At 59.6% G+C, this 23,827-nt stretch carries 23 protein-coding genes and 4 pseudogenes; 17 read left to right on the forward strand and 10 right to left on the reverse strand.

Features of this window, described 5'->3' with window-relative positions:
• Together secF and M6689_RS16210 are read left to right on the forward strand one after the other, a co-directional pair.
• On the forward strand, positions 1-921 hold the full coding sequence (gene secF, locus M6689_RS01235; RefSeq protein WP_298266847.1) for a protein translocase subunit SecF: 921 nt from the start codon (positions 1-3) through the stop codon (positions 919-921).
• A gap of 320 nt (positions 922-1,241) precedes the next feature.
• Positions 1,242-1,379, forward strand: a pseudogene (locus M6689_RS16210) (transposase); the annotation flags it as partial.
• A 248-nt stretch (positions 1,380-1,627) separates the two neighbouring features.
• Here the strand turns inward: M6689_RS16210 and M6689_RS01240 are convergent.
• Complete coding sequence (locus tag M6689_RS01240) at positions 1,628-1,786, reverse strand: hypothetical protein (RefSeq protein ID WP_298267087.1); 159 nt, start codon at positions 1,784-1,786, stop codon at positions 1,628-1,630.
• Between M6689_RS01240 and M6689_RS01245 the strand changes: the two are divergent.
• From M6689_RS01245 to M6689_RS16220, 8 genes and pseudogenes are all read left to right on the forward strand, one after another.
• Positions 1,716-1,922 (forward strand): annotated as a pseudogene (locus M6689_RS01245) (protease HtpX); the annotation flags it as partial. The gene M6689_RS01240 and the pseudogene M6689_RS01245 overlap by 71 nt on opposite strands.
• 61 nt (positions 1,923-1,983) lie before the next feature.
• Entirely contained in the window at positions 1,984-2,859 is an 876-nt protein-coding gene (locus tag M6689_RS01250; RefSeq protein ID WP_298266850.1) for a hypothetical protein, read from the forward strand.
• An 83-nt stretch (positions 2,860-2,942) separates the two neighbouring features.
• Positions 2,943-3,506: an FmdE family protein gene (locus tag M6689_RS01255; protein WP_298266853.1), complete on the forward strand. Its 564-nt coding sequence runs from the start codon at positions 2,943-2,945 to the stop codon at positions 3,504-3,506.
• 73 nt (positions 3,507-3,579) lie between these two features.
• On the forward strand, positions 3,580-3,876 hold the full coding sequence (locus tag M6689_RS01260; protein ID WP_298266856.1) for a ribbon-helix-helix protein, CopG family: 297 nt from the start codon (positions 3,580-3,582) through the stop codon (positions 3,874-3,876).
• Entirely contained in the window at positions 3,873-4,817 is a 945-nt protein-coding gene (locus M6689_RS01265) for a Tim44 domain-containing protein (protein WP_298266858.1), read from the forward strand. The genes M6689_RS01260 and M6689_RS01265 overlap by 4 nt, the downstream gene beginning before the upstream one ends.
• A 334-nt stretch (positions 4,818-5,151) precedes the next feature.
• Positions 5,152-6,038: pseudogene (gene htpX, locus M6689_RS16215) on the forward strand (protease HtpX).
• Positions 6,039-6,148: 110 nt separating this feature from the next.
• The gene (locus M6689_RS01280) at positions 6,149-7,156 is read left to right on the forward strand and encodes an AI-2E family transporter (protein ID WP_298266862.1); all 1,008 of its coding nucleotides are present in this window, start codon (positions 6,149-6,151) and stop codon (positions 7,154-7,156) included.
• A 67-nt stretch (positions 7,157-7,223) separates the two neighbouring features.
• Positions 7,224-9,119, forward strand: a complete 1,896-nt coding sequence (locus M6689_RS16220; protein ID WP_366919063.1) for a TerC/Alx family metal homeostasis membrane protein — start codon at positions 7,224-7,226, stop codon at positions 9,117-9,119.
• Between the two features lie 80 nt (positions 9,120-9,199).
• Here the strand turns inward: M6689_RS16220 and M6689_RS01295 are convergent, their stop codons facing one another.
• Together M6689_RS01295 and M6689_RS01300 are read right to left on the reverse strand one after the other, a co-directional pair.
• On the reverse strand, positions 9,200-10,207 hold the full coding sequence (locus M6689_RS01295; RefSeq protein ID WP_366919064.1) for a hemolysin family protein: 1,008 nt from the start codon (positions 10,205-10,207) through the stop codon (positions 9,200-9,202).
• Between the two features lie 64 nt (positions 10,208-10,271).
• The gene (locus M6689_RS01300) at positions 10,272-10,754 is read right to left on the reverse strand and encodes a helix-turn-helix transcriptional regulator (RefSeq protein WP_298266864.1); all 483 of its coding nucleotides are present in this window, start codon (positions 10,752-10,754) and stop codon (positions 10,272-10,274) included.
• On the opposite strand from M6689_RS01300, the pseudogene M6689_RS01305 reads away from it, so the two are divergent.
• Together M6689_RS01305 and M6689_RS01310 are read left to right on the forward strand one after the other, a co-directional pair.
• Positions 10,679-10,840 (forward strand): annotated as a pseudogene (locus tag M6689_RS01305) (ATP-binding protein); the annotation flags it as partial. The gene M6689_RS01300 and the pseudogene M6689_RS01305 overlap by 76 nt on opposite strands.
• Positions 10,841-11,003: 163 nt before the next feature.
• Positions 11,004-11,156, forward strand: a complete 153-nt coding sequence (locus M6689_RS01310) for a hypothetical protein (RefSeq protein WP_298266867.1) — start codon at positions 11,004-11,006, stop codon at positions 11,154-11,156.
• 35 nt (positions 11,157-11,191) lie between these two features.
• On the opposite strand, the gene M6689_RS01315 is transcribed toward M6689_RS01310, so the two are convergent.
• Together M6689_RS01315 and M6689_RS01320 are read right to left on the reverse strand one after the other, a co-directional pair.
• Positions 11,192-11,665: a DUF4149 domain-containing protein gene (locus M6689_RS01315; protein WP_298266870.1), complete on the reverse strand. Its 474-nt coding sequence runs from the start codon at positions 11,663-11,665 to the stop codon at positions 11,192-11,194.
• A gap of 233 nt (positions 11,666-11,898) precedes the next feature.
• Positions 11,899-12,195 carry a metalloregulator ArsR/SmtB family transcription factor gene (locus tag M6689_RS01320; RefSeq protein WP_298266872.1) on the reverse strand — a complete coding sequence of 99 codons (297 nt, stop codon included), beginning with the start codon at positions 12,193-12,195 and terminating at the stop codon, positions 11,899-11,901.
• Between the two features lie 184 nt (positions 12,196-12,379).
• Between M6689_RS01320 and M6689_RS01325 the strand changes: the two genes are divergently transcribed.
• The 4 genes from M6689_RS01325 (at position 12,380) to M6689_RS01340 (ending at position 16,414) form a co-directional block, all read left to right on the forward strand.
• Positions 12,380-13,039, forward strand: coding sequence for a metalloregulator ArsR/SmtB family transcription factor (locus M6689_RS01325; RefSeq protein ID WP_298266874.1), 660 nt, complete (start codon positions 12,380-12,382; stop codon positions 13,037-13,039).
• A 65-nt stretch (positions 13,040-13,104) separates the two neighbouring features.
• On the forward strand, positions 13,105-14,241 hold the full coding sequence (locus M6689_RS01330; protein WP_298266876.1) for a cysteine desulfurase family protein: 1,137 nt from the start codon (positions 13,105-13,107) through the stop codon (positions 14,239-14,241).
• A 51-nt stretch (positions 14,242-14,292) separates the two neighbouring features.
• Positions 14,293-15,261, forward strand: a complete 969-nt coding sequence (locus M6689_RS01335) for a hypothetical protein (protein WP_298266878.1) — start codon at positions 14,293-14,295, stop codon at positions 15,259-15,261.
• A 289-nt stretch (positions 15,262-15,550) separates the two neighbouring features.
• A complete protein-coding gene (locus tag M6689_RS01340) occupies positions 15,551-16,414 on the forward strand; it encodes a sterol desaturase family protein (protein ID WP_298266880.1) in 864 nt (287 codons plus the stop codon).
• 21 nt (positions 16,415-16,435) lie between these two features.
• On the opposite strand, the gene M6689_RS01345 is transcribed toward M6689_RS01340, so the two are convergent.
• The 3 genes from M6689_RS01345 to M6689_RS01355 form a co-directional block, all read right to left on the reverse strand.
• A complete protein-coding gene (locus M6689_RS01345; protein ID WP_298266883.1) occupies positions 16,436-17,050 on the reverse strand; it encodes a DUF5714 domain-containing protein in 615 nt (204 codons plus the stop codon).
• A 17-nt stretch (positions 17,051-17,067) separates the two neighbouring features.
• Complete coding sequence (locus tag M6689_RS01350; protein WP_298266885.1) at positions 17,068-17,706, reverse strand: class I SAM-dependent methyltransferase; 639 nt, start codon at positions 17,704-17,706, stop codon at positions 17,068-17,070.
• A 207-nt stretch (positions 17,707-17,913) separates the two neighbouring features.
• Complete coding sequence (locus M6689_RS01355) at positions 17,914-18,957, reverse strand: DMT family transporter (protein WP_298266887.1); 1,044 nt, start codon at positions 18,955-18,957, stop codon at positions 17,914-17,916.
• 583 nt (positions 18,958-19,540) lie between these two features.
• Between M6689_RS01355 and M6689_RS01360 the strand changes: the two genes are divergently transcribed.
• Positions 19,541-21,136 carry an acetyl-CoA hydrolase/transferase C-terminal domain-containing protein gene (locus tag M6689_RS01360; protein WP_298266889.1) on the forward strand — a complete coding sequence of 532 codons (1,596 nt, stop codon included), beginning with the start codon at positions 19,541-19,543 and terminating at the stop codon, positions 21,134-21,136.
• A 71-nt stretch (positions 21,137-21,207) separates the two neighbouring features.
• Here M6689_RS01360 and M6689_RS01365 read toward each other — a convergent pair whose 3' ends face one another.
• The gene (locus M6689_RS01365) at positions 21,208-22,551 is read right to left on the reverse strand and encodes a DEAD/DEAH box helicase (protein WP_298266892.1); all 1,344 of its coding nucleotides are present in this window, start codon (positions 22,549-22,551) and stop codon (positions 21,208-21,210) included.
• Positions 22,552-22,935: 384 nt separating this feature from the next.
• Positions 22,936-23,820, reverse strand: coding sequence for a tyrosine recombinase XerC (gene xerC / locus M6689_RS01370; protein ID WP_298266894.1), 885 nt, complete (start codon positions 23,818-23,820; stop codon positions 22,936-22,938).
• Between the last annotated feature and the right edge of the window lie 7 nt (positions 23,821-23,827).

A 23,827-nucleotide genomic window follows, 5' to 3' on the forward strand; every position in this document is an offset into this window, starting at 1 on the left:
ATGCAGCTAATAAAAAAAACCAATATAGACTTTATCGGTAAAAGAAAGATTTCCTTCGTTATTTCAGCGATATTGGCAATCGTGGGCATCGTCGGCATCGTCCAGATTGCCAGAAATGCCGCCAACATGGGCATTGACTTTTCGGGTGGGACTTCCGTTCAGTTCAGCTTCAGTCAGCCGGTCTCCATCGAAAAAGCAAGGAATGTCCTGGCCCAAAACAATCTAAAGGAAGCCAACCTGCAGGAGGTCAAGGAGGGAAACAAGTTGCTGATCAAGGTCGGCAAGACCACTCTGGCCACGGGAAAAGTTGCGGAAACAATCACGGAGGTTTTCAAGAAAGAGTTTCCGGAGAATGCCTTCGTTGTGGAAAGCTCCTCCGAAATTGGACCGTCAATTGGCGACAAGTTGAAGAAGGACACCCTCGTCGCTGTGGGACTCTCGCTGCTTGGCATCATCATCTATATCGCCTGGCGCTTCGATCTCAAGTTCGGCATCGGCGCCACAATCGCCACGCTTCATGACGTGCTGGCGATGTTTGCCGTGTTCTACGTGATGAACAAGGAGATCAACCTCCTCTTCATTACCGCGGTTCTGACGATTGCCGGATATTCTCTGACCGACACGGTGGTAGTTTTCGACCGGATCAGGGAAAACCTGCATAAGAGCTTGAGCGAACCGATGGCGGATGTGTTCAACAGAAGTATTAACGAGGTACTGTCACGGACGGTAATCACCTCTCTGACCACATTTCTGGCCGCCGTCTCCCTGTTCCTGTTCGGCGGCGAGGTGATTCACGATTTCGCCTTTGCGCTGGTCGTCGGTGTGGTTGTGGCCACGTATTCATCTATTTTCATTGCCAGTCCAATCGTTGCGGGATTGGAAAGCAGGCCCGGCAAGATCAAGGTTCAAGAAGAGAAATAGAGTGATAAAGCCACTGTCCAATAGAATTGTCTCTATCTTAAATTCCCTGATACGAAGGCATTTGGAGTGGATCTGGTAGGGCTCGGAGTTATCTTTTCCCTGTACGCGACGTACTTTTTCCTGCCGCCGCTGCTGGCCTGAAGTATGGGCTTCTATCCCCGGAGGCCTACCAGATGTTTCTTGCTGCCTCTATTGCGACAATGGGATTACCCGACGTCACGGTCTTACAGCAATGTCACAGAGGGCAAGCGCGGAACCGGAGCAACGCTGCCGACGTGTGCGCATGAACTAAGTACAGGACGTACCGATATTTGAGTAATGTCGTCCGAACCTTTGCAGGGCGAACCCGGAACTTTGTCGGAGAAAGCTTTTGGGCACGCGGCTATTATGTATCGACAGTAGGCCGAGACGAGCAGGTGATTCGGGAGTATCGGAGTCTGGATAGGAAGTCGTTTTGACTCCTGAAATTTCTGCGTTAACCAAATAAGGCTTGCTTCCCCTAGATGAGCACAATACGCAAAAATCTTCTTGACTTTCTCACCCAAGATGTCTTAATTTAACGTAACTTTAAAGGGGAGTAGTTATCGGCCACCGACAAGGCCGACCCGGATTCCGTCAAGACGGTCGCAAGACCCGGGACCGGGGCAGATACCTGCCAACAAGACCTTTATCCAGGCTCACGTGCCGGGGGTAAAGGTCTTTTTTATTACCCCCGGCGATAACCCACATCGTCGGAGGTAACAGCGATGAACAGACTCAAGACAACCCTTCTCCTCTCCCTCCTCACCGTGCTGATGGTCCTGATGGGCAGCGCCATCGGCGGCAAGACCGGTATGGTCTTCGCCTTCCTTATGGCAGCAGCCATGAACTTCTTCTCCTATTGGTTTTCTGACAAGATCGTCCTCAAGATGTACGGCGCCCAGGAGATCGGCGAGCAAGACCACCCCAGCTTCTACGGCATGGTCCGGCAGCTGGCGCTCCAGGCGGGCCTCCCCATTCCTTGTCCTGCACTTTCACCTGCTGCCCGCGGTGTTCGCCGGACTTGCCGTCTACGTACTGACGTTGAAGCTCGCCCGCCACCTGCCCAAGAACATGAACCGCTTTGCGCACAAGGCGGCCCTGGGAGTCGTTGCGGTGTGCGTCATGGCCTTCCTGACAAGCGCCGGTGCCGCCATCTGGTCGTTCGTCGGCAGCAGCCATGGCATCGCTGCCCTGTTGACCACGGTGGTTGATACGCTCGGGAGCCTGCGGCGGACGCTCCCCGCCTCGGTTGCCGATCTGCTGCCAACGACGATTGAGGGGCTCCGCCAGCAGCTTGTGGAAATGCTGGGTGACCATGTCCAGAAATTATCAGTGGTCGGAATGGAAGGGGTCAAGGTGTTTGCCCACGTCCTGCTGGGGATGGTAGTCGGCGGCATGGCCGCCGTCCATCATTTCAGGGAACACGACCAAGCGCCGCCACTTGTCGGCGCGTTGCGCTCCAGGCTTCGAGCCCTTGCCACGGCCTTCGACAAGGTGGTTTTTGCCCAGGTCAAAATATCCGGCCTCAATGCCGCCTTTACCGCCGTCTACCTGCTGGTTGCGCTGCCGCTCTTCGGTGTTCATCTTCCGATGGCAACGCTTTTGGTTCTTCTCACATTTGCCGTCGGTATGCTTCCGATGGTGGGAAACCTTGTCTCGAACACGGTGATTTTCCTGATAAGCCTCGGCGTGTCCCTGGGCGTCGGTATTGCTTCTCTGTTGTTTCTGGTGCTGATCCATAAGGCTGAATATTTCATGAACGCAAGGATCGTCGGGCATGAAGTTCAGGCAACCGCATGGGAGTTGTTGAGCGCCATGCTCCTCCTGGAGGCCACCTTCGGCATTGCCGGACTGGTGGCGGCGCCCGTGGTGTACGCCTGGCTCAAGGCAGAGGTCAAGGAACAGGGGATGATCTGAACCATTGCTACCGTTCACAAATTTGGATGGAACCATCACAGGCCGCCTCATCGGCGGACAAGAAATAGAAGGAGGGCAGAAATATGCCTATCAACTACTGCAAAATATTGCCTTGCGTTGCCTTTGCCGGCGTCATGTCGCTGGCTGTTTCGTGGAGCAGCGCCCTGGCGGCTGGCGCTCAGCCGGCCTCAACCCTGTACAGCCAACTGGAGACTTTCCATGGCCATGTCTGTGCAGGGTCGATCTTTGGCGCCCGGCTCGGCCTGGCAGCAAAGGAGGCACTCAAAGAGGCAGGTGGCACAGGCAAGTTCACCGCCCGTTACTATGATCTCTCCTGTCCGGTGGACGGCATCCAGGTAGGAGCCGGCACGACCTATGGCAATGCCGCGCTCGTGGTCGAAGACCGGGATGAGCACCGCCTGATTCTGACCGCCGACGGCAACAAGCGCCAGGTGGAGGCCCGCCTCACCAAGAAGGCGGAGGAACTGGGGCTCCGTTCCCGCGACCTGGGGAAGAAGGCCCGCGCTCTTCCGGAAGGCTCTCCGGAACGGAGGCGCCTGGAGCAGGAGATCGAGGAGATATACGGCTGGCTCCGCACGGCTCCCACAGCCGAGGTCGTCACCGTCGTGCACGTCTCAAGGCGGTGAGAGCTGCGCTTCGGCAAAACCGGCGCGAACAGGCGCTTGAAAGTATTTGATCACCAGGAAAGGAGCATCAAAGATGCAGCACCGTCAGAAACAGAGTTGTGTAGTGCCAAAGAAGAAACAGAGAAGAAGAGACGAAACCGCCCTTACAAATGTGGTTTCATTGCGCGTCAGCGACCAAGAGAAGCGAGCGCTCGAAAGGATCACCAAATCCAGCTCCAGGTCTGTTTCGGAAGTTGTCAGGGAGGCCATTGAATTCTGGCTTACGAAGCGAAAGGGTTTTGTCTTGAGTCTCGAAAAGGATTTACAGGGAAAGCCAACGGATTGTCAGTGCAAACCAAATAGGATAATCAACCAAGGAGCCCCAATATGAAAAAACATCTCGTCAAGGTATTTGCGGTAGTAGCGGCTGTCATGATGCTGTCAGTCACGGCGCTGGAGCTGAATGCCGAAGCTCGGGCCGGCGGGGGCCGCACATCCGGCAGCCGCGGGTCGCGCAGCTATTCCAGGCCAGTCTCTCCCTATTCCCAGCCGAGCCCCTCACGACAGCAGGTTGCGCCTGCTCCCACACCCTACCAGCAGCAGGCCGGCGGCGGGTTCATGAGAAGCCTGGCCGGCGGGCTGATGGGAGGACTGCTTGGGGGGATTCTGTTCAGGAGCCTCGGCTTTGCCGGCCCCGGCGGCATGGGAGGCGGCATCGGCCTCTTTGAAATCCTCCTGCTGGCCGGAATCGGCTACCTCATCTACCGATTCGTCAGAAAACAGAGGGCCTCCAGCCCGGCCACCCCCTATGGGCAGGGAGGGCATCAGGGAGATACCGTGACCCCGGTCTCCTATGGATACCAAGCCAATGAACCGGCATCGGACGGCGTGGATGTGGGCCTGGCCCATGTCCGCCAAATGGATGCGTCCTTCGACGAAAACCGCTTCACCGACACGGCGATGGATATCTTCTTCAATATCCAAGGGGGGTGGATGAACCGGAACCTGTCGCCGGTATCCGGGCTTCTGACCGATGAGATGAAGCGGATATTGCAGGAAGATGTGGACCGGCTGCTGCGGGACCGGCAGGTCAACAGACTGGAGAACATTGCCGTCAGGAAGGTGGAGGTGGCGGAGGTGTGGCAGGAGTCGGGCCAGGATTACGTCACCGCCCTGATCTATGCGAACCTGCTCGATTATACTACCGACGACGCAACCGGGGCTGTGGTGTCCGGCAGCAAGACGGAACCGGTGAAATTCGAGGAGTACTGGACCTTTACCAGGCCGGTGGGCAACAACCCTTGGCGGCTGTCGGCGATTCACCAGAAATAGCCGGCTCACAGGACAAGGACAATAAGGCAGGACGGGGCGCCCTGAAAGGCGCCTCGTTTATTTTCGGCAGGATCGCTTGCGGAAGCTGACCGCCGCTGCGCAGGGGAAGCCCTTGTATGTTTATATAATGGACGTACAATAAATATATTATCCGCCTTCAATAAAGATGGACTTGCAGATGGCCGTGACAATTTTCTCATGCCGATACAGCCAATTGTGCGACATGGTTTGAGAAACGTTGTGCTCCTTTTAATCATAATAGCGCCAATACTACAGTTGGATGCCGTCTTATCCTTTGGGTGAAGAAAATAAAACCATGCTTGGGAGGTCACGGATGTTCAAGAGAATCGCTCTTTTCATCATCACCAACCTGGCGATCGTCCTGGTTCTCGGCATAGTGCTCAACCTGCTGGGGGTCGGCCATATTCTGGACGAAAAAGGTGTCGGCCTCGACCTCGCAAATTTGCTTGTCTTCGCCGCAGTCTTCGGCTTCGGCGGGTCGCTGATATCGCTGGCCATATCCAAGTGGACTGCAAAGCGGCTCACCGGCGCCCAGGTCATCACGCACCCTTTCAACGAAATGGAGGACTGGCTTCTGCAGACCGTGGGGAGACTGGCGAAAGCGCCGGCATCGGCAGGCCCGAGGTAGCGATTTATGAGGCTCCGGATGCCAATGCCTTCGCCACCGGCATGCGCCGCGACAACGCCCTGGTGGCGGTGAGCACCGGCCTTCTGCGCGCAATGAACCGGGACGAGGCCGAAGCGGTCCTGGGGCACGAGATAAGCCATGTCGCCAACGGCGACATGGTCACCCTGGCGCTGATCCAGGGAGTGGTCAACACCTTCGTCATCGTCGCCTCCCGGGTGGTAGGGCACCTGGTGGACCGGGTGGTGTTCAGGACCGAACGGGGCCACGGCCCGGCTTTCTTTATCACCTCAATCGCGGCCCAGATGGTGTTCGGCATTCTTGCCAGCATCATCGTTTTCTGGTTCAGCCGGCGGCGCGAATTCCGCGCCGATGCCGGCGGGAGTTCCCTGGCCGGACGCGAGAAGATGGTGGCGGCCCTGGAGAGACTGCAAAAAAGTACGACTTTACCCCATCTCCCCGACCAAATGGCCGCCTTCGGTATCTCCGGCAACGCCGGTCAGGGTCTCAGACGCCTGTTCATGACCCACCCTCCGCTGGAAGAGCGGATCGAGGCTCTCAGGCGCGGCAGGTGATCGACCCGGGCGGTTGCCCTCTCCCACGCAGCGGACGGGACGACCTGGCAGTATTTGTATCTGGGCAGAGTGAAACCGGAGTTGTTTATTTCGTGCAAGGAGGACTTGCCATGACGCACCCGTTCCCATGGTCCTGGCTCTGGCGGCTCCTGGGCACGGTTGCGGGGCTCTGGGTCCTGATCTACACTTGGCAACTCTGGCTCCTGGTGCTCAGCGCTCTCATCCTTACGGCCTCCCTTCTCCCCGCGGCCCAGTGGGGTGAGCGGTGGCGAATCCCGCCATTACTCACAGTAATCGCCATCTATCTCGCCGCAGCACTGATCATCTCGGTATTGGGCCGGTTTCTGGTGCCGGTGCTGGTGAAGGAGGGTGGCGAGTTGGCCCGTCAACTCCCCGCCTTGGTGGCCAACCTCAGGGACTGGCTCGGCGATCAGACCGCCATTGGCGTCCCGCAGTTTGATGTCGAGAGTCTGGCGCAGATCGGCCCGGCCTTGATAGAGCAAACCTTTCGGGCCGCTGGCGGCGTTTTGGGTGGAGTGCTCGGTCTCCTGCTAATCCTCTTCCTGACCGCCTACATGGTGGCTGACGCAGAACGGATCGGCCATGGGCTCTTGGCCTTGGTTCCAACCGATACTCGTCCGAAGGTAAAAGCGATCGCGGGGCTCACACTCCAACGGATGGGAGGCTACGTGCGCGGCCAGATATTGGCGAGTTGCTGTGTCGGACTCATCCTGGCACTGGGGCTCTGGTTTCTCGGAGTCCCCTACGCCCTCCTCATCGGCGGTCTGGGCGCAGCGCTCAACGTGATTCCGTTCCTCGGCTCGACGCTTGCTTCCGTCATTGGCATTCTGGTTGCCCTGAACATCTCCTTTTTGCTGGCAATCTGGACCAGCCTGCTCTTCTGTGGAACCTACTTTGTCGAAGGGAAGCTACTGGTCCCCCAACTGGTCGGTCGGGCCACAGGGCTTCACCCACTGGCCGTCATGCTCGTGATCCTGGCCGGGGCCAAACTGGGTGGGCTTCTGGGCGCCCTGGTAGCGGTCCCGCTATTGGCCGGCGCATGGGAGATTATCAAGGCGCTTTGGGTGGTTCCGATGAACACCACGGTGTCTGAGTAAGGCTTCTACCCTCGGGGCAATTATCGGTGAAGCGATAGAGGGGGTACGGAACAAAGGATGAATTCCCATGCCTGTTGAAGATATGGCCCTCTGGGCTGGCTTTACCCTGTTTGTCGTCGCCATGCTCGCAATCGACCTGGGCTTTTTCCAGCGCCGTCCGCATGTAATTGGCATGAGGGAAGCGCTCGTATGGTTCGGCGTCTGGGTCGGCTTGGCCCTCTTGTTCAACGTCGGCGTGGTTCTTTTCCATGAACGCGGCCTTGAGGCGGGGCTGGAATTCTTCACCGGGTTCCTGGTCGAGAAGTCCCTGAGCATCGACAACATCTTCGTTTTCATCCTGCTCTTCAACTACTTCCGGGTCCCGCCGGCATACCAGCACAAGGTGCTCTTTTGGGGGATCGTGGGGGCCATCATCCTGCGCGTTGCCTTCATCATCGGCGGCGTTGCGCTGATGGCGCGCTTTCACTGGACGATCTACGTGTTCGGCGCGTTCCTGGTCGCAACCGGCATCGGCATGATGCGGAAGAAGGAAACCCAGTATGACCCGCAGATGAACTGGGTGATCCGCACTTTCCGGCGGTTCTTCCCGGTGACCGACCGCTACGAGGGAAGCCGCTTCTTCGCTCGGATAAACGGCGGACTCATGGCCACGCCGCTCTTCATCGTCCTCTTGGCCATCGAGTCCTCGGACATCATCTTCGCCGTCGATTCGATTCCCGCCATCCTGGCGATCACCCCCGATCCCTTCATCGTGTACACTTCCAACATCTTCGCCATGCTGGGCCTGCGGGCGCTCTACTTCGCGGTCGCGGGGTTCATGCAGATGTTCCACTTCCTGCACTACGGGTTCGCCTCGATCATCCTGATCCTGGGCGTGAAAATGCTGTTGAGCGACGTCTACGACCTGCCGGTCGGCGTGTCGCTGGCGCTCATCGTCAACATCCTCCTGGTTTGCGTGATCGTCTCACTGCTCCGTCCGAGAAGCGCGGACCTGAAAATGATGCTCGGGCGGACCGAGCGGCTAGGTCTCATCCCGTTCAGGCGGTTGCTGCTCATCGAGAACATCATCGACCTGGGGGACCTGAAGGTGCGCGACGCCATGTGTCGCGAGTGCGTTCTCCAGGTGCTCCGGCTCGATCTCCCCTGGGAGGAGAACCTGCAAAGGATCCACACGACGCGCTTTTCCCGTTATCCACTCGTCGAACGCCAAGGTGTCAAGCCGGTCGGAATTGTTCACGTTAAGGATCTCTTCGTCGAGTGCCGGGCCCCGAAGTTCGGCTCCGACGATCTCAGGAGGCTTGCCCGGCCGTTCCCTGAATTGCGCGAGGATCTCCCCTTGGAGGAGGCCCTGGCCCGGTTCCAGGGCCTCTGTCGGCATATGGCGATCGTAACCGACGCCAGGGGGCAATGGACCGGCATCCTCACCATCGAAGACGTGCTTGAAGAGCTGGTCGGCCGGATCGGCGACGAATTCGACCTGGAGCGCGCCGGGCGGGAGGTCTCGTTGGCCGACGCCCTTACCCCCACCCGGGTCTTCTTCGAATTGCGTGCGGATTCGATGCCCGACGCTGTCCGGCAAATCATCGCCCGTATTCCGCCTGGGGAACTTCTGGTTGACCGGCGCACCGTCACGCGCTTCTTACTCGACAGGGCCCGGGCCGGAACCTCCTATCTGGGCCGGGGTCTGGTCGTCCTGTACGCACGTCTGGAAGGGATTGCCGAACCTGTGCTCGCATTCGCGCGTTCCGACGAAGGTGTGCCGCTTGAAACCACCAACGAACGCGCCGAGCTGATCTTCCTGCTGCTGACCCCGGCCGGAATGGCCCGCATCCATCCCCGGGTGCTCACCGAGGTTGCCGACCTCATGGAAAGCGATTACGTGACCGAGCGCCTGCGTAAAGCCCGGACTCCGGAGGAAGTCATCGGGGCCATTCGCGCGGGCCAGCAGGTTGCGGTCGACTGACGGATTTCAGGGCAGGACGGGGCGCCCCTGAAGGGCGCCCCGCTTTTTTTCGTTAAGCCCCCTTGCGGAGGCTGAACAGGTCAGTCATGGGGAAGACTTTCCTCGGGGGCTCCAGTTGATTCGACGATCCTCACCTTGACAATCGAAGTCGGCGAAACCTCTTCGCAAACCAGAGAGTAGTTTCTCCATCTGATGCTCTCTCCCACCTCCGGAAACCTTCCCAGTTTCGCCAGGATCAAGCCGGCCAGCGTATCGTAGGGCAGTCCCTCTTCGAACTTCACGTCGAGCAGTTCTTCCAGGTCGTTGAGCGATATGAGGCCATCGACCAGAAGACTCCCGTCCGGGAGCCGTTCAGCCCGGCGCATTTCTCCTACGTCGTGCTCATCCTCGATCTCTCCAACCAGCTCCTCCAGCAGATCTTCAGTGGTCACCAGGCCGTTGATCCCGCCGTACTCGTCAACGACGAACGCCATGTGGATTCTCTTGCGCTGCATCTCCCGAAGCAGCTCACTGGCCCGTTTGCTTTCCGGCACGTACAGAGGCGGTCTCACGATCTTTCCAAGGTCGAATTCCGGCGAATCGATAAGAGGATGCAGAAACAGATCCTTGCTGTGGATGAATCCGACGATGTTTTCCCGGTCTTTCCGGTACACGGGGTAGCGGGTGTACATGTTTTCCCTGACCACCTGCAAAAGCGAATCTTTTGGTGACTCTATGTCAAGGGCGACCATCCTCGTTCGCGGCACCATCACTTCACCGACCAGCGTATGGCTGAAGTCCAGCATGTTCTCGATCACTTTGTGCTCGAGCTCGGTCAAGGCGCCTGCTTCGCCTCCTTCGGCGACGGTATGAAGCACTTCTTCCCTAGTGATGAACTCCTGGCCGACCGAATGCTTGACACCGAACAAGGCGAGGACCGCCCTGTTCGATAGGGTGAGGAATTTCACCGCCACTCCGCCAATTGTTGCCAGGACGTTGATCGGTTTTGCGACCAGAAGCGACATCCGGTCTGCATGCTGCAGCCCGATGGTCTTGGGTGCGAGCTCACCGAGGATCAGGGCAGCGCCATCACTGCAGGCATGTTCAATTTTTCTGTATGTTCAAAAATTTTGAACATACAATTCTTTTGAACATAGGCGGCTTGTGCCTGACTTATCTATGACCGCTGGAAAGTCCATGAATAGCCAGTGAAAGAAACTGCTCAATCCTCTCCAGGCTTTTGTTAAACGGTTTCCTCTCCCCACTCAGCCAATCCTGCAGCTGATCGGGATGCCGGCCCATCTGCTTGCCCAGCTCGATCAGGGTAAGGCCACTCACCTTCTTGTACCAAGCAAGCCAACCGATGGTATCGTCCGGGCAATCAAAAGGAATATATCCTAGAAAATTAATGATTTTCGGGTTATATTGCAGTACCGGTTCGACGCCATGCTCCCAGTTCCAGATTGAGGACTCGGTGACCCCGATGATCTCGGCGACCTCACGCTGGAGCAGGCCGAGATCCATCCTTTTCTTGCGGATGTGCTCGCCAAGGGTGAGGGGATATTCGGGATACCCGATAAGTGGCTGTTTTTGCAGGGGGATGGCGATTGAAAACGTATGCCGGCGGGAGAGCGAAAAGTAGGAAAAGGTGCACACACCCCTGCAAGTGCGGCAAGGCGGGGGATGCGGAGAGCTGCACCTGCACGCCGCGTGAGATCCAACAGTACCGCTCCCGCATCTCCGGCCCGCTGCTGGACCGGATCGACATCCACATCGAGGTGCCGGCGGTCAAATACCGGGACTTGGCGGACCGGGCGGAAAGCTCGGCGGAGATCACGCGGCGCGTGGAAAGGGCGCGCGGCATCCAGCTGGAGCGCTTCAAGGGGGCACCGGCTACTGGAGGTGGTGACGGAGAAGCTCGGCTTCTCGGCTCGGGCCTATACCCGCATCCTCAAGGTGGCCAGGACCATTGCAGACCTTGAGGGGGCGGAGAACATCCGCGAGCAACATATCGCCGAGGCGATCCAGTATCGCAGTTTGGACAGGAAAAGCTCCTAAAAGCGATGACTGCTGACGCTTCTCGAATGCCAGCACTATCTGGCCCCAACATAAGCGGAGAGAAGCAAAACCACTAGCCCCGATCCAAAATTCAGCCAGACCAGATTGAGAGACAGTTTCTGAAGTCTCGCCTTCTCGCCATCCGATTGGGTCTTGGCAATCCGGGGCGCCAGTACCCTGCCTCGGAAGAAATGCACCCCCGCCATGAGCAGGAACAAAAGGAACTTGAGCAGCATCCCCGTTCCACGACCCCCTTGAAAAACCTCACCGGATATATTGCCGTCAATCGCCATAAGGAATATGCCGGTGAGGAGCAAGAACATTATCGAAAGATTCGCCATGGGAGTAAACTTTTTGGTAACTTCTCCCATCAGTTTACCGGCTTCTCCACCAAGTACCTTCCTCGCGGATGGTATGGCAACCAGCAGGATGAAGGCGATTCCCCCCAGCCAAATGATGGTCGCCGTCAGATGAACCCACATGACCGCAGCCGTCAGCAGTTCTCTCATTTGCTACCTCCGTAAAGACTCGATAGAGGGGAGGCGGAAAAATCCGCCTCCCGAGCTGTCCTGCCTACTTCTTGACCGGCGGCGTGCAGCCGCAGCCGCACTTGCCTTCTTGCTTCTTCACTTCCTGCTTCTCGTTCATCTCTTTCTTGTTTTCGGCCATCGTTTATCACCTCCTTTCTATATAAGTTAGTGCAAATATACTTAAATATAAGGCAAAGAAAAAAGGCCATGATTCATTGGCACTTTTTCTCTCCGCCGCCGCAGCCGCAGGTACAGACCCGGTTCAGGCGCTGCCTGCATCTTTCCAGGGCCTCGCGATTCAGGGAATAGTATATCCAGTACCCCTGCCGCTCGTCCCTTACCAGCCCTGCCGATTTCAGCACCCGCAGGTGCTGGGAGACCGCCGACTGCGTCACGCCGAGAGCTTCGGCAATGGCGTTGACGCTCATCGGCTCCTTCTTGAGCAACTCGATGATCTCGATCCGTTTGTCCACGGAAAGGATCTTGAACAGTTCCGCTGCTTCCTTCATCCTTAAAACACCTTTTAAGTAATTGCTTATAAGCTTATTTACTTCAGTTCGAGTCATCTGTCAAGGGGTAATTCCAGAAACAAGTCCCTTTGCTTTTTTGAACGGAAGCCGCCACGCATTTACTGGATTTGAAGTGAGCAAAAAGGATTGCATTACATTCCAAGAAACTTTAGAATGTGCGAATATGAAAACACGAAAATCAAATGACCTCTTATTCGAACAGGTGGCGAGGGTTGGGAAGGCGGTTGCGAGCCCGAAGCGCCTGGAGTTGCTCGATCTCCTGTCTCAAGGCGAGAAGACGGTGGAAACGCTGGCGAGTGACTCAGCCATCGATGTCAAGCTGGCCAGTGCGCATCTGAAGGTGCTCAAAGAGGCGCGGCTCGTCGAGGCGCGGCGAGAGGGGCGTTTTATCATCTACCGTCTGAGCGGCAGTGACATTGTCAGCCTCTGGCTCAACCTCCGGTCCGTGGCGGAGAAACACCTCGCGGAACTCCGGGTAGCCCTGGACCTGATGTCATCGGCCCCGGAACGGCTGACTGCTGAATCCAGGGCGAGCCTGCTGGAGAAGGCTCGGCAGGGTGAGGTCATCGTCATTGACGTGCGCCCCGAGGTGGAATACCTCGCAGGCCACCTCCCTTACGCCCGCTCCATGCCGCTTTCCGAGATCGAGCGGCGGCTGGCCGAACTCCCGGCCGACAAGGAAATCGTCGCTTACTGCCGGGGCCCCTTCTGTCTCATGTCGGAGGAGGCGGTTGGGCTGTTGCGCGAGAAGGGATTCCGGGCGCGGAAGATTACGGACGGCGTCCCCGAATGGGCGGCTGAGGGGTTACCCATCGAGGCATAGACGGATTACGCATTCCGAGCATAATGTTCCGCGAGTCCTTGTCCACCCCTGAAGGAGGTACTGACATGAAACTGCCTGTTTATCTCGACTTCAACGCCACCACACCGGTTGCGCCGGAGGTGGCGGATGCCATGATCCCGTATCTGCGGGAGCACTTTGGCAACCCATCGTCGTCCCACGTCTTCGGCCAGCGGGCCAAGATTGCCGTGGCGCAGGCCCGCGCCCATGTGGCCGCCCTGATCAATGCAAAGGCGGAAAACATCGTCTTCACCGGCAGCGCCACCGAGGCCAACAACCTGGCGCTCCTCGGCGTGGCCCACGCCTTGGGACGGCCGGGCCATCTGATCGTGAGCGCGGTGGAGCACCCGGCGGTCGCGGAACCTGCCAGGCGGCTGGAGGAGGCCGGCTGGTCGGTCACCGTAGCGCCGGTCAACGAATACGGCCGGCTAGCGCCTGAGGCCGTACGGGAGGCACTGCGCCCCGACACCCTCCTGGTGTCGGTCATGCACGCCAACAACGAAATAGGAACCCTCCAGCCGGTGGCCGAGATCGCCGCCATCGTCAAGGCCCACGGGGCGCTGATGCACACCGACGCCGCCCAGTCCGCCGGCAAGGTCCCCCTCGACGTCGAGGCACTCGGCGTTGACCTCCTGACCCTGGCGGGCCACAAGTTTTACTCCACCAAGGGGGTCGGCGCGCTCTATGTGCGGGAGGGAACGCCGATTGCCTCGGTTCTGGCGGGAGCAGAACAGGAACGCGGTCTGCGGCCGGGCACCGAGAACGTGCCGGCCGTCGTCGGGCTGGGGGAGGCGGCGCGGCTGGCGCGGGAGCGACTCCCCGCGGCTGAGCTGCGCCTTAAGACCCTGCGCGACCTCCTGCACGACAAGCTCTGCAAGGCCGTTCCGGGACTTCAACTCAACGGCCATCCGGAGTATCGCCTGCCAAATACCCTGAACGTGTCGTTCCCAGGCGTTCCGGGGCGGCGGCTCCTCGACCGCGCCGCAGAAGATGTCGCCGCCTCTCTCGGCTCTGCCTGCCATGACTACGGCGACGCGGTGAGCGGCGTGCTGGCGGCCATGGGGTTCGACGCGGACCGCGCCATGGGCGCGGTCCGGCTCTCGGTGGGATGGATGAACACCAAGGAGGAGATCGACCGGGCGGCGGCCGCGCTGGCGGCGGCCTTCGCGGGCGCCCGCGGGTGATAAAAGGAGTCTTGTGAAGGAAGGGAAAATACCGGAGGAGGAGAAGTGACCATGAAGTTTACGCCGTTGAAGTTCCAGATACCCCTGGCAGCGGGGGGAGTCGCCCTGATGGCCTTCAATTATCTCCAGTTCGCAGTGCCACACGGGAAGGGGTTGATAAAGCTGTCGGACATCCCTTGGGCCGGATTGACGACCGGCCAAGCTGGCCCGTATCTCCTTCTGATCTCGATAATGCTGGCATTCAGCGTGATAAACCTGGGTTCCACGGCTGTTTACCTGAAACAGCTCTTCCAATGGCTTGCCGACAAGGCCGAATACCGGGAATTCATCAATAGTCCGCCGACAAAGAGCATCGCCATATTTGTGCCGGTCGCTTCCCTCTCCATGTCCGCGAATGTTGTTCTCGCTCCCCTGGCCTTTTTCGTCCCCCAGTTGTCGTCCAACCTGCAGTCGCTGATGCTGCCCGGCCTGATCTTTTTCGGGGTCCTCTGGCTGATAATTTTCCGGCTCGAATTCAGGGTCCTAAAAACCTGGTTGAGCCATCCCCTGGACGTAACCCAATTGAACTTCATCTGGCTCCTCGACGTTTTTGCCTTCGGCCTGGTGAGCCTGACCGGGACCGGCATAGCCGCCCTCGCCGGCAGCGAGGAGATCGCATCTACAGCCGCCTTCGCCTCGCTCTTCACCCTGAGTCTCGGCTCCTTTCTGCTGGTCACCAAGCTCGCCTGGCTGATCTACCTCCAGATAAAGGCCCACGAGCTGCCGGGAAAAGCGATACTCCCCGCGTTTTTTCTGGTGATCCCCATCACCTGTCTGTATGGGTACAGTTTCTACCGGATCACCCTCTATGCACAAAAGTATTTTTCCTATGACATAAGGATCCTGTCGTTCCTCTTCATCAACTTCTCGTATGTCATCACGATCGGCTGGGGTATCTTCTGCCTGTATCTGCTCAACAATTACTTCAGAAGGGAATTCCTGAAGAGCGACTTTTATCCGACTCAGTGGGGAGTAGTTTGAGCGCTGGTCGGCTCCCAAGTTTTGGGAGCGAATGTTTACGGGAACTACTACCCCAGCCCGGTACTATCGGTTGTGAACTATGCGAGTACGGTGCTCGCAGCGGTCATCTATCTCATTGTCTCCTCCAAATACTATCAGGCGGCAAGGAAAGACAGATTGCCCAAACAAGTGACGCCGGTTGTCGAGACAGGCATGTAAGCAATGAACCGTCCATGGGAAGAAGGAGTGGAGGGAGAAACCGGGCTAGGGGATTTCGCCGGATGAGGACGGAGACGGGAGGAAGGTGGCGATGCGGGAAACGCTGGTTGTCGGAGCGGTCATCGGAGGGCTTGCCTCGCTCCTTTTCCTGGTGGAGCGGTTCATCCCCCTGAGGCGGGCCAGGCACCCCCTGGCCGGGAGGCTTATCGTCAATCTCGCCTTCGCCCTCATCGCCTTCGCCACGGTCACTCTCGCCGTGCGTCCCGCCGCCGTGGCGACGCTCGCCTGGACCGGCCGGGCCTCCTTCGGCCTGCTCCATCTCCTGGCGCTCCCTGAGGCGGCACGGCCGCTCCTTGCCTTCCTGCTGATGGACCTCACCTTCTACTGGTGGCACCGGGCAAACCATCGGATTCGCCTACTCTGGCGCTTCCACAACGTCCACCACATCGACCCTGACCTGGACGTCACTACCGCCTTCCGCTTCCACTTCGGCGAGCTCGTCTTCTCCTCCGCCTTCCGGGTGGTGCAGATCGGCCTGATCGGCCCCTCCCTCTGGGCCTACGCGGCCTATGAACTCGTCTTCCAGGCGGGCACTCTTTTCCACCACAGCAACGTGCGGCTCCCGATCCGCTTAGAGCGCCTCCTCAACCGCGTCCTCGTCACCCCCCGCATGCACGGCATCCATCATTCCCAGGTGATGACCGAAACCAACTCGAACTACTCCACGGTTTTACCTTGGTGGGACCGGCTACACAGCACCCTGGGGCTCAATGTCCCCCAAGCCGGGATCGAGATCGGCATCCCGGCCTACGCCCGGGTGGAGGACAACCGCCTCTGGAACGCCATTGCCATCCCTTTTCGCAGACAGCGCTCCTACTGGCGTCGGGAGGACGGAGCAACAGATAAAAGGGAAAAGGGCGGAACGGAGGGGGATACCACCTTTCTGGCGGAATGAATGGTTGCTCTTTTCGCCTTTTCAGGCAGGATGATACTTGCAGGCCTTACCGTTGCAAAGCTTGTTTTTGCGCGTGAACGGACAGCGGATACTTTCCTGCGGTGCTTCCAGGGAAGATCCCAGCACCCGGTTGAAGTAGTTGGTCGCCAGCTCCAGCACGCCGTAGACGCTCCTCTTGCAGCAGCGGTTGCCGGAGTTGTTGGCAATGTTCAGCATCGCCTCGCCGGTGAGGGCGTGGGCCTGGGCGCGTCCCGTGGCGTGTTCGGCATTGATGGTGTTGCCGTTGATGAGGCTCACCGCGATGCCGCAGGCGATGGCGGCGGCGTCGGCCCCGAACCCGGCGCAGAAGCCGCCGGGGATGCTGTTTCCCCGCTTGATCGCCTCGTCCAGTTTTTCGGGAGAAACTTCCCCGCCGGCGTTGCGGTAGGCGGCAACAAGGACGGCGGCCACCAGGGCGTGGTGGAGATGGCCGGCCACCGGGAACCCGGGATGATTCATGATTGCCTGCGACATTTGCAAGGGGTTCTTCGAGGCGGAGTTGAGGCAGTAGGTCCTGATGGCCTCCTGAGGCTCAAGCCCTGCGCAGTTTTGACAAATTGCGCTTTCAGCAGAGTTTCCACAGATAATGCAGTTCATTTTACCTCCAACCTGTATTAATGAGGGGCTTTCCGCCCCCTGACGACTACGAATGAGCCTTCCCCGTACCCCTCTCTGACCGGTTCTTCCGAGTTTATTTCCTCCAACGGACGAAAGAGTGTCTGGCGGAAGGCAAGGTCGGCAAAACCCGCCGCTCGAAACCAGGAAATTGTCTCGGCGGATGTGTGAAAGTGCGCTTCCCGGTAAAAGGGGCTCGCCCCCTTTTTCTCCTGATACTCTCTACCCAACGGGCTGTCCGCGTCGATAAAGCCCACGACGAGCGAACCTCCATCCCTGAGAACCCGCCAAGCCTCACGGAATGCGGCGATTGGGTCGTCAAGAAAGCAGACCACGTTCACCATCAGGAGAAAATCGAAACTTTGGTCAGGAAAAGGGAGCCTTTCCGCGACCCCCTCCACGACCTGGATCCCTCTTTCCGCAGCCACCTTCCCCATGGAAGGGGATGGCTCCACCCCGATACCGATGCCGAGGGGGGAGGCGAAGCGCCCTGTCCCAACCCCTATTTCGACACCGTTCCCCTTCTCAGGCAAAAGTTCCCGTACAGCAGCCAGTTCCGCCCTGTAGGCATGGGAATGGCGCTCGTACCATGCCTCATGACGCTCAATGCACTTTTCGAAGGGGAGAACCTGCGGCATCTTTGGCTCCTGAGCCTATTCGGTGAACTTCCTTCTCACCGCCTCCTCGCGGGAGATTCGCTCGAAGAGGATCTCGCGAAGGATGTCGAACGCCTCCAAATATGGTGTTTGAGTCAAGGCTTTGCTTCCGTTCTCAAAAGATATACTAATCGCGCTGCCCCATGCAGCAGTTGGGGCAAGAAGGGCGTGGGCGAAAATATGGACGTGTTAATGCCTGTGCCGGTGATGGATGTCTGGCCAGTGGACGTGTGAATGCGTCATTGGTTCGTGCACGTGAAGATGCTCATGCGACCCTTCGCACTCGCCCTCTTCGTGCAGGTGCTGGTGATGTTCGTCATGGACGTGCGGATGAGCGTGGACGAATCGTTCGTGCTGGTGGAGGTGCCGGTGTCTTTCCCCATAGAGAAAGAACATTCCCGAAAGCATGACCAGCGCCGCCACCCAGTACTCACCGGGAGGGCGCTCTCCGAGCACGATTACTGAAAGGAGGGTGCCGATGAACGGCCCTGAAGCGAACCAGGTGCTGGTTCTAGCCGACCCTATATCCCGCAGGGCATGGATGAAGAGGACGAGACTTGCGCCATAACTGAGGGCGCCGATGACCAGCGTTCCCGTGACCTGAAGCCCCGTGACCGGGTTCCTGAACAGGAACAGGGAAAGGAGGACGTTGAATAACCCGGCGCTCAGACCCTTCATGCACGCCAGAAGTGAGGCAGGAAGCGACTCCAGCTCACGGGTCAGGTTGTTGTCGATCCCCCAGAGGAGGCAGGCGGCGAGGACAGCAAGCCCGGGAACCGACAGTTGCACCCCGTCAGTACCGGTGAGAACGATGCCGATTGAAGCCCCGATGATAAGAACCTTGCCGATCCAGACCCGGTACCCGATGTGCTCGTGAAAAATCAACCAGGCCAGGACGGTCGTTGCCACCGTCTCGAAATTAAGTAAAAGAGACACTTCGGTAGCAGTTCCGTACCGGATGCCGAACGCAAGGAAAAGAGGGGCAGCCACCCCGCCCGCCGCAATCGCAACTGCAAGATATACCCATTGCCGTCGTGAAAGTGAACTCACGATGTCGAAAATTGGGAGCTTATGATGCAGGACGGCCCCGGTGAGGCCCAGTCCCGACCCGAGGTAGAGAAGTCCTGCGAGGAGGGATGCCGGCATCTGTCCCACAATAGCCTTGCAGGCGACCGGTGACATGCCGAACAGGATTGCGGATAGAAGTGCCGCATGTAGACCTTTTATTGCCATTCTCCAAAAGTAGCACTTTTTATGAGGTAATTCAGGACTTTTTTGAATGTAGTGTCACGTATTCATATTATTCGTCTTCTCCCGGCCAGCGATGCATGCAGTAGATGCATTCTTCAACATCGTGTGGAATAGTGTCCCGTAGCGGCTCATTCTCAGGGAGCACCCCACAGCGCTTTGATGCGGGAAAACGGTGCAGTCTGTTGTCTTTCACGAAATAGAGCATGGTTCGTTCTCCTTTCATGGTTATCCGGAAGCGACTTCCTTGCGCCTGCCCGCCAGTACCCGTAACAAGCATACCCAATTCCGGAGATGGACCAAAGGGGAACAAACATGGGAGAATCGGAAGCCGAGGGGAGCCAGAGTGTATGCAGTATCCTTGGTAAGACCAGTATTTATCGTGGGTTAGGCATGTATTTTTAAGCTTGACTAAATATTCCCGCTTCAGTAGAATCCGGTTCTAATTTCCCCTTTCGCCGATTTGCTTTGGCCGCGCCGAGCGGCCCTAAATGTTTCAGTTTACGGCACGAGAAGGGCTTTTTTTACAGCTCGATCTGTAAACATCAAAAACAAACGGAGGTAAGAGATGTCTGAGTACGGCACCCTGCAAGACCGCGTACGCTGCAAGTCGCTCCTGGGCAAGGTCATGTCGGCCGAGGAGACGATCCAGTTCTTCAAGCCCGGCATGAATCTCGGCTGGTCCGGTTTTACCCCGGCCGGCTACCCCAAGGCAGTGCCCATCGCCCTGGCCGATCACGTTGAGAAGAACAACCTGCAGGGGAAGATGAAGTTCAACCTCTTCATCGGCGCCTCCGTCGGGGCCGAGACCGAAGACCGCTGGGCCACCCTTGACATGATCGACCGCCGCTGGCCGTACCAGACCGGCAAGAACATCGCCGCCGGGATCAACGAAGGGCGCATCCGGATGGGCGACAAGCACCTCTCCCTCTTTGCCCAGGACCTTGGCTACGGCTTCTATACCAAGGACAGCGAGAGCGGCAAGCTCGACCTCGCCATCATCGAAGTCTCCGCCATCACCGAGGACGGCGGCCTGGTCCCCACCACCTCCTGCGGCGTCATCCCCGAGATCCTCATGATCTGCGACCGGATCATCGTCGAGGTGAACACCGGCGAGCCCTCCTTCGAAGGGATGCATGACATCGTCGTCTGCAACCATCCCCCCAAGCGCCAGATTCTCGGCATCACCCATGCCGGCGAGCGGATCGGCACCCCCTACGTGCCGTGCGACCCGAGCAAGATCATTGCCGTGGTCGAGTCCAAGTACCGCGACAAGGGGCGGGCGTTCTCCGAGCAGGACGACACCTCCGAGGCCATTGCCAACAACATCATCGACTTCTTCAGCCATGAAGTGAAGATGGGCCGCCTGCCGAAGAACCTCCTGCCGCTCCAGTCGGGGGTCGGCTCCATCGCCAACGCCGTCATCGGCGGCCTCGCCAAGGGCCCGTTCACCAACCTGACCGTCTATACCGAGGTGCTTCAGGACACCATGCTGGACCTCTTCGACTCGGGCAAGCTGGACGCTGCCTCCTCTTGCTCCCTCTCCCTCTCCGAGACCCCGGGCTTCCCCCGCTTCTTCGAGAACTGGGGTAAGTACTTCGACAAGATCACCCTGCGGCCGCTCTCCATCTCCAACGCCCCGGAGCCGATCCGCCGCTTGGGGTGCATCGCCATGAACACCCCGGTCGAGATCGACATTTACGCCCACGCCAACTCCACGCTGGTCGGCGGGACCCGGATGATCAACGGCCTCGGCGGTTCCGGCGACTTCCTCCGCAACGGCTTCCTGAAGATCATGCACACCCCGTCGAGCCGCCCCTCCAAGACCGATCCGACCGGTATCTCCTGCGTGGTGCCGCACTGCTCCCACATCGACCACACCGAGCACGATCTGGACTGCGTCGTCACCGAGCAGGGGCTTGCGGACCTCCGTGGCATGGCGCCGAAGGATCGCGCCAAGCGGATCATCGAGAAGTGCGCCCACCCGGACTACAAGCCGATCCTCAGCGAGTACCTGGAGATCGCCACCAAGGACTGCCTCGCCAAGAAGGTTGGTCACGAGCCGCAGATGTGGGACCGCGCCTTCAAGATGCACCTCAACCTGGCTCAGAACGGCACCATGAAGATCAAGAACTGGGATGTGAAGATCGACCTCTGCGAGTAAGATCGGCAGTCAGTTCGAAGAACGAAAAAGCCCCGTCGGGAAACCGGCGGGGCTTTTTTCATGGTGAACCGTTACCGGTCGAACTGGGACTTCCGGGGGGGCTTGCCGGCACCCGATCCGGCAGGTTTCGAACCTTGCCACGGGGCACGGGAAGAGGAAGAGGATTTCCCCCGGGTGGCGTGTGCGTTTTCACGCCGGGGACCGCGGGGCGGAAAACCCTTGCCCCCGCGCTTCTGCCCAGGCGCCCCCGACCTCCCTTTGCCGAGGCGCACGAGGGGCCGGGCCGGCTCCAGCCCCGGAATCGCGTGCTCGGGGAGCTGCTGGCCGATGTAGCGTTCGATCCGGTCGAGGTAGCTCAGTTCGTTGAGGGAGGCGAAGGAGATGGCTATCCCCGACGCCCCGGCACGGCCGGTGCGGCCGATGCGGTGGACGTAATCCTCGGCGAATCTCGGCAGGTCGAAGTTGATGACGTGGCTGATGCCGGAGACGTCGAGCCCCCGGGCCGCCACGTCGGTCGCCACCAGAAGCCGGATCCGTCCCTGTTTCATGGCGGTGATGGTGCGGTTGCGGGCTCCCTGCGGCATGTCGCCGTGAAGGGCGGCGGCGGCATGGCCCTGGGCCTTGAGCTCCACGGCGAGATTCTCGGCGTCGCGCTTCGTGGCGGAGAAGATGATCGCCCGGCGCAGTTCGCCGTCCGCAATCAGGTGGTGGAGCAGGCGGTTCTTGTGTCTGAGGTCGTCGGCCACATGGAGGCGTTGCTCGATATGGTCGTGGGTGGTCCTGGGGCCGACGATCTCGATCCGCTCGGGGGCGTTCAGGAGCTCTTCGGCCAGCCGGACCGTTGCCTTGTCGAGGGTGGCCGTGAAGAGGAGGGTCTGGCGGCCGGCGGGGGTGGCGCCGGCGATCCGGTTCACGTCTTCGCTGAACCCCATGTCGAGCATCCGGTCGGCCTCGTCGAGAACGAGGATTTCAAGGCGCGAGAGGTCGAGCTTCCCCCGCTCCAGGAGGTCGACGAGGCGCCCGGGGGTCGCCACGAGGAGGTCCACCGGGCCGGAGAGGAGGCGAAGCTGGTCGCGGTACGGCATCCCGCCGAGGATGGAGCCGCTCCGCACGCGCATGAACCTGCCGTAGGTGCGGACCGCGTCGGTGACCTGGGTCGCCAGTTCGCGGGTCGGGGTCAGCACCAGCACCCGGGGGCCGCGGCCCGGCTTCGGCGAGGGAGAGCCGAGACGCTGGAGGGCGGGGAGGACGAAGGCCGCGGTTTTGCCGGTGCCGGTCTTGGCGGTGGCCATGAGGTCGACGCCGGAGAGCGCCTTCGGGATCGCCTCGGCCTGAATCGGGGTCGGTTCGGTGTAGCCGCAGGCGGCAATGGCTTTGAGGATGGGGGGGGCGAGTTGCAGTTCGGTAAACGTCATGCGATGGTTCCTTGTCGATTTCCGCACGAAAACTCCACACCCGGGGGCTGCGGGCGTGCAACGCACCGCGCCGTGCCGCGCGCACCTGATCAGGGGCGTCGGAGAGCTGTCGCCGAAACGATGGTTAGAAGTGGACGTGCGTGCCGCAGGGCATCCACATGCCCTGGAAAGGGACGGCAACGGCACAATACTGACTGGCGTGAGACATCGTCGCCAACCGGTTGTGCTGCTGCGCTGTCGAGCGTGTCGAAAGCGGGGGGGGTTAGTGAGCGATGAAGGGCTGAGGGCGGGTGACTACGGAAGAAGGGCTGTGATGCGGTTTCCGCCTGAGCGTTGATCAGTCAAGAAATAAGTGTAAGGGATAAGCGATGAAATGACAAGGATTTATTTGCGGGCCTTGGGATGTGCCCTGTCGTAGACCTCCATGAGCCGGTCGATGCCGACATGGGTGTACTTCTGGGTGGTGGAGAGGGAGGCATGGCCGAGGAGCTCCTGGATGGCCCGCAGGTCCGCTCCCCCTTCCAGCATGTGGGTGGCGAAGGTGTGGCGCAGGGTGTGGGGGGAGATCCGGCGCATGGTGGCGAGCCGGAGGATATGGTTGTCCACCACCCGCCGGACGCTCCGGGAGGTGAGGCGCCCTCCCCGGGCGTTCAGGAAGAGGGGGGCATCCACGGGGGGGTGGCTGCGGGCGGCGAGGTAGGCGCCAAGTGCCGTGCGGGCGTGGCTTCCCACCGGCACGACCCGCTCCTTCCCCCCTTTGCCGAGGACCCGCACGGTGGCGTCGGCGAGGTCGAGGCCGCCGACGTCGAGGCCGGTCAGCTCCGAGACCCGCAGGCCGCAGGAATAGAGGGTCTCCAGGATCGCCCGGTCGCGCAGGCTCAGAAGGCCAGGGGCCCGGGGGGCCTCCACGAGGGTGGTCGCCTCGTCGATGTTGAGGTGGTAGGGGACCTTCTTCTCCCTCTTCGGGGTGCTGACCAGTTCCGCCGGGTTCCTGGCGAGGCTCCCGGTGCGGACGAGGTACTTGAAGAGGGCGCGGACCGCGGCCAGTTTCCGGCCGATGGAGCTCTTCTGGTGGCTGCGGTGGAGCCGGGCGAGCCAGCGGCGGATGAGGAGGTGGGTGACCGCGCCGGGCGCGGCAGCCGGGCCGAGTTCTTCGCCGACGAACTGCCGGAACTGTTCGAGGTCCGAGCGGTAGGCCTCCCGCGTATGGTGCGAGGCGTTGCGCTCGGTTTCGAGATGGCGGAGAAACGAGGCGATGGCGGTTTCCATGGCGGCA

Origin of the sequence: Geobacter sp. (assembly GCF_027327745.1) — a bacterium.
In the GTDB taxonomy this organism is placed as follows: Bacteria; Desulfobacterota; Desulfuromonadia; order Geobacterales; family Geobacteraceae; genus Geobacter.

Bases quoted from the DNA above. Each gene is read 5' to 3' on its own strand.
- secF (WP_298266847.1), top strand. From the start codon at position 1: ATGCAGCTAATAAAAAAAACCAATATAGACTTTATCGGTAAAAGAAAG.
- M6689_RS01240 (WP_298267087.1), bottom strand. From the start codon at position 1,786: ATGGCTGCTGCCATAAGGAAGGCGAAGACCATACCGGTCTTGCCGCCG.
- M6689_RS01255 (WP_298266853.1), top strand. From the start codon at position 2,943: ATGCCTATCAACTACTGCAAAATATTGCCTTGCGTTGCCTTTGCCGGC.
- M6689_RS01260 (WP_298266856.1), top strand. From the start codon at position 3,580: ATGCAGCACCGTCAGAAACAGAGTTGTGTAGTGCCAAAGAAGAAACAG.
- M6689_RS01265 (WP_298266858.1), top strand. From the start codon at position 3,873: ATGAAAAAACATCTCGTCAAGGTATTTGCGGTAGTAGCGGCTGTCATG.
- M6689_RS01280 (WP_298266862.1), top strand. From the start codon at position 6,149: ATGACGCACCCGTTCCCATGGTCCTGGCTCTGGCGGCTCCTGGGCACG.
- M6689_RS16220 (WP_366919063.1), top strand. From the start codon at position 7,224: ATGCCTGTTGAAGATATGGCCCTCTGGGCTGGCTTTACCCTGTTTGTC.
- M6689_RS01315 (WP_298266870.1), bottom strand. From the start codon at position 11,665: ATGAGAGAACTGCTGACGGCTGCGGTCATGTGGGTTCATCTGACGGCG.
- M6689_RS01320 (WP_298266872.1), bottom strand. From the start codon at position 12,195: ATGAAGGAAGCAGCGGAACTGTTCAAGATCCTTTCCGTGGACAAACGG.
- M6689_RS01325 (WP_298266874.1), top strand. From the start codon at position 12,380: ATGAAAACACGAAAATCAAATGACCTCTTATTCGAACAGGTGGCGAGG.
- M6689_RS01330 (WP_298266876.1), top strand. From the start codon at position 13,105: ATGAAACTGCCTGTTTATCTCGACTTCAACGCCACCACACCGGTTGCG.
- M6689_RS01335 (WP_298266878.1), top strand. From the start codon at position 14,293: ATGAAGTTTACGCCGTTGAAGTTCCAGATACCCCTGGCAGCGGGGGGA.
- M6689_RS01340 (WP_298266880.1), top strand. From the start codon at position 15,551: ATGCGGGAAACGCTGGTTGTCGGAGCGGTCATCGGAGGGCTTGCCTCG.
- M6689_RS01345 (WP_298266883.1), bottom strand. From the start codon at position 17,050: ATGAACTGCATTATCTGTGGAAACTCTGCTGAAAGCGCAATTTGTCAA.
- M6689_RS01350 (WP_298266885.1), bottom strand. From the start codon at position 17,706: ATGCCGCAGGTTCTCCCCTTCGAAAAGTGCATTGAGCGTCATGAGGCA.
- M6689_RS01355 (WP_298266887.1), bottom strand. From the start codon at position 18,957: ATGGCAATAAAAGGTCTACATGCGGCACTTCTATCCGCAATCCTGTTC.
- M6689_RS01360 (WP_298266889.1), top strand. From the start codon at position 19,541: ATGTCTGAGTACGGCACCCTGCAAGACCGCGTACGCTGCAAGTCGCTC.
- M6689_RS01365 (WP_298266892.1), bottom strand. From the start codon at position 22,551: ATGACGTTTACCGAACTGCAACTCGCCCCCCCCATCCTCAAAGCCATT.
- xerC (WP_298266894.1), bottom strand. From the start codon at position 23,820: ATGGAAACCGCCATCGCCTCGTTTCTCCGCCATCTCGAAACCGAGCGC.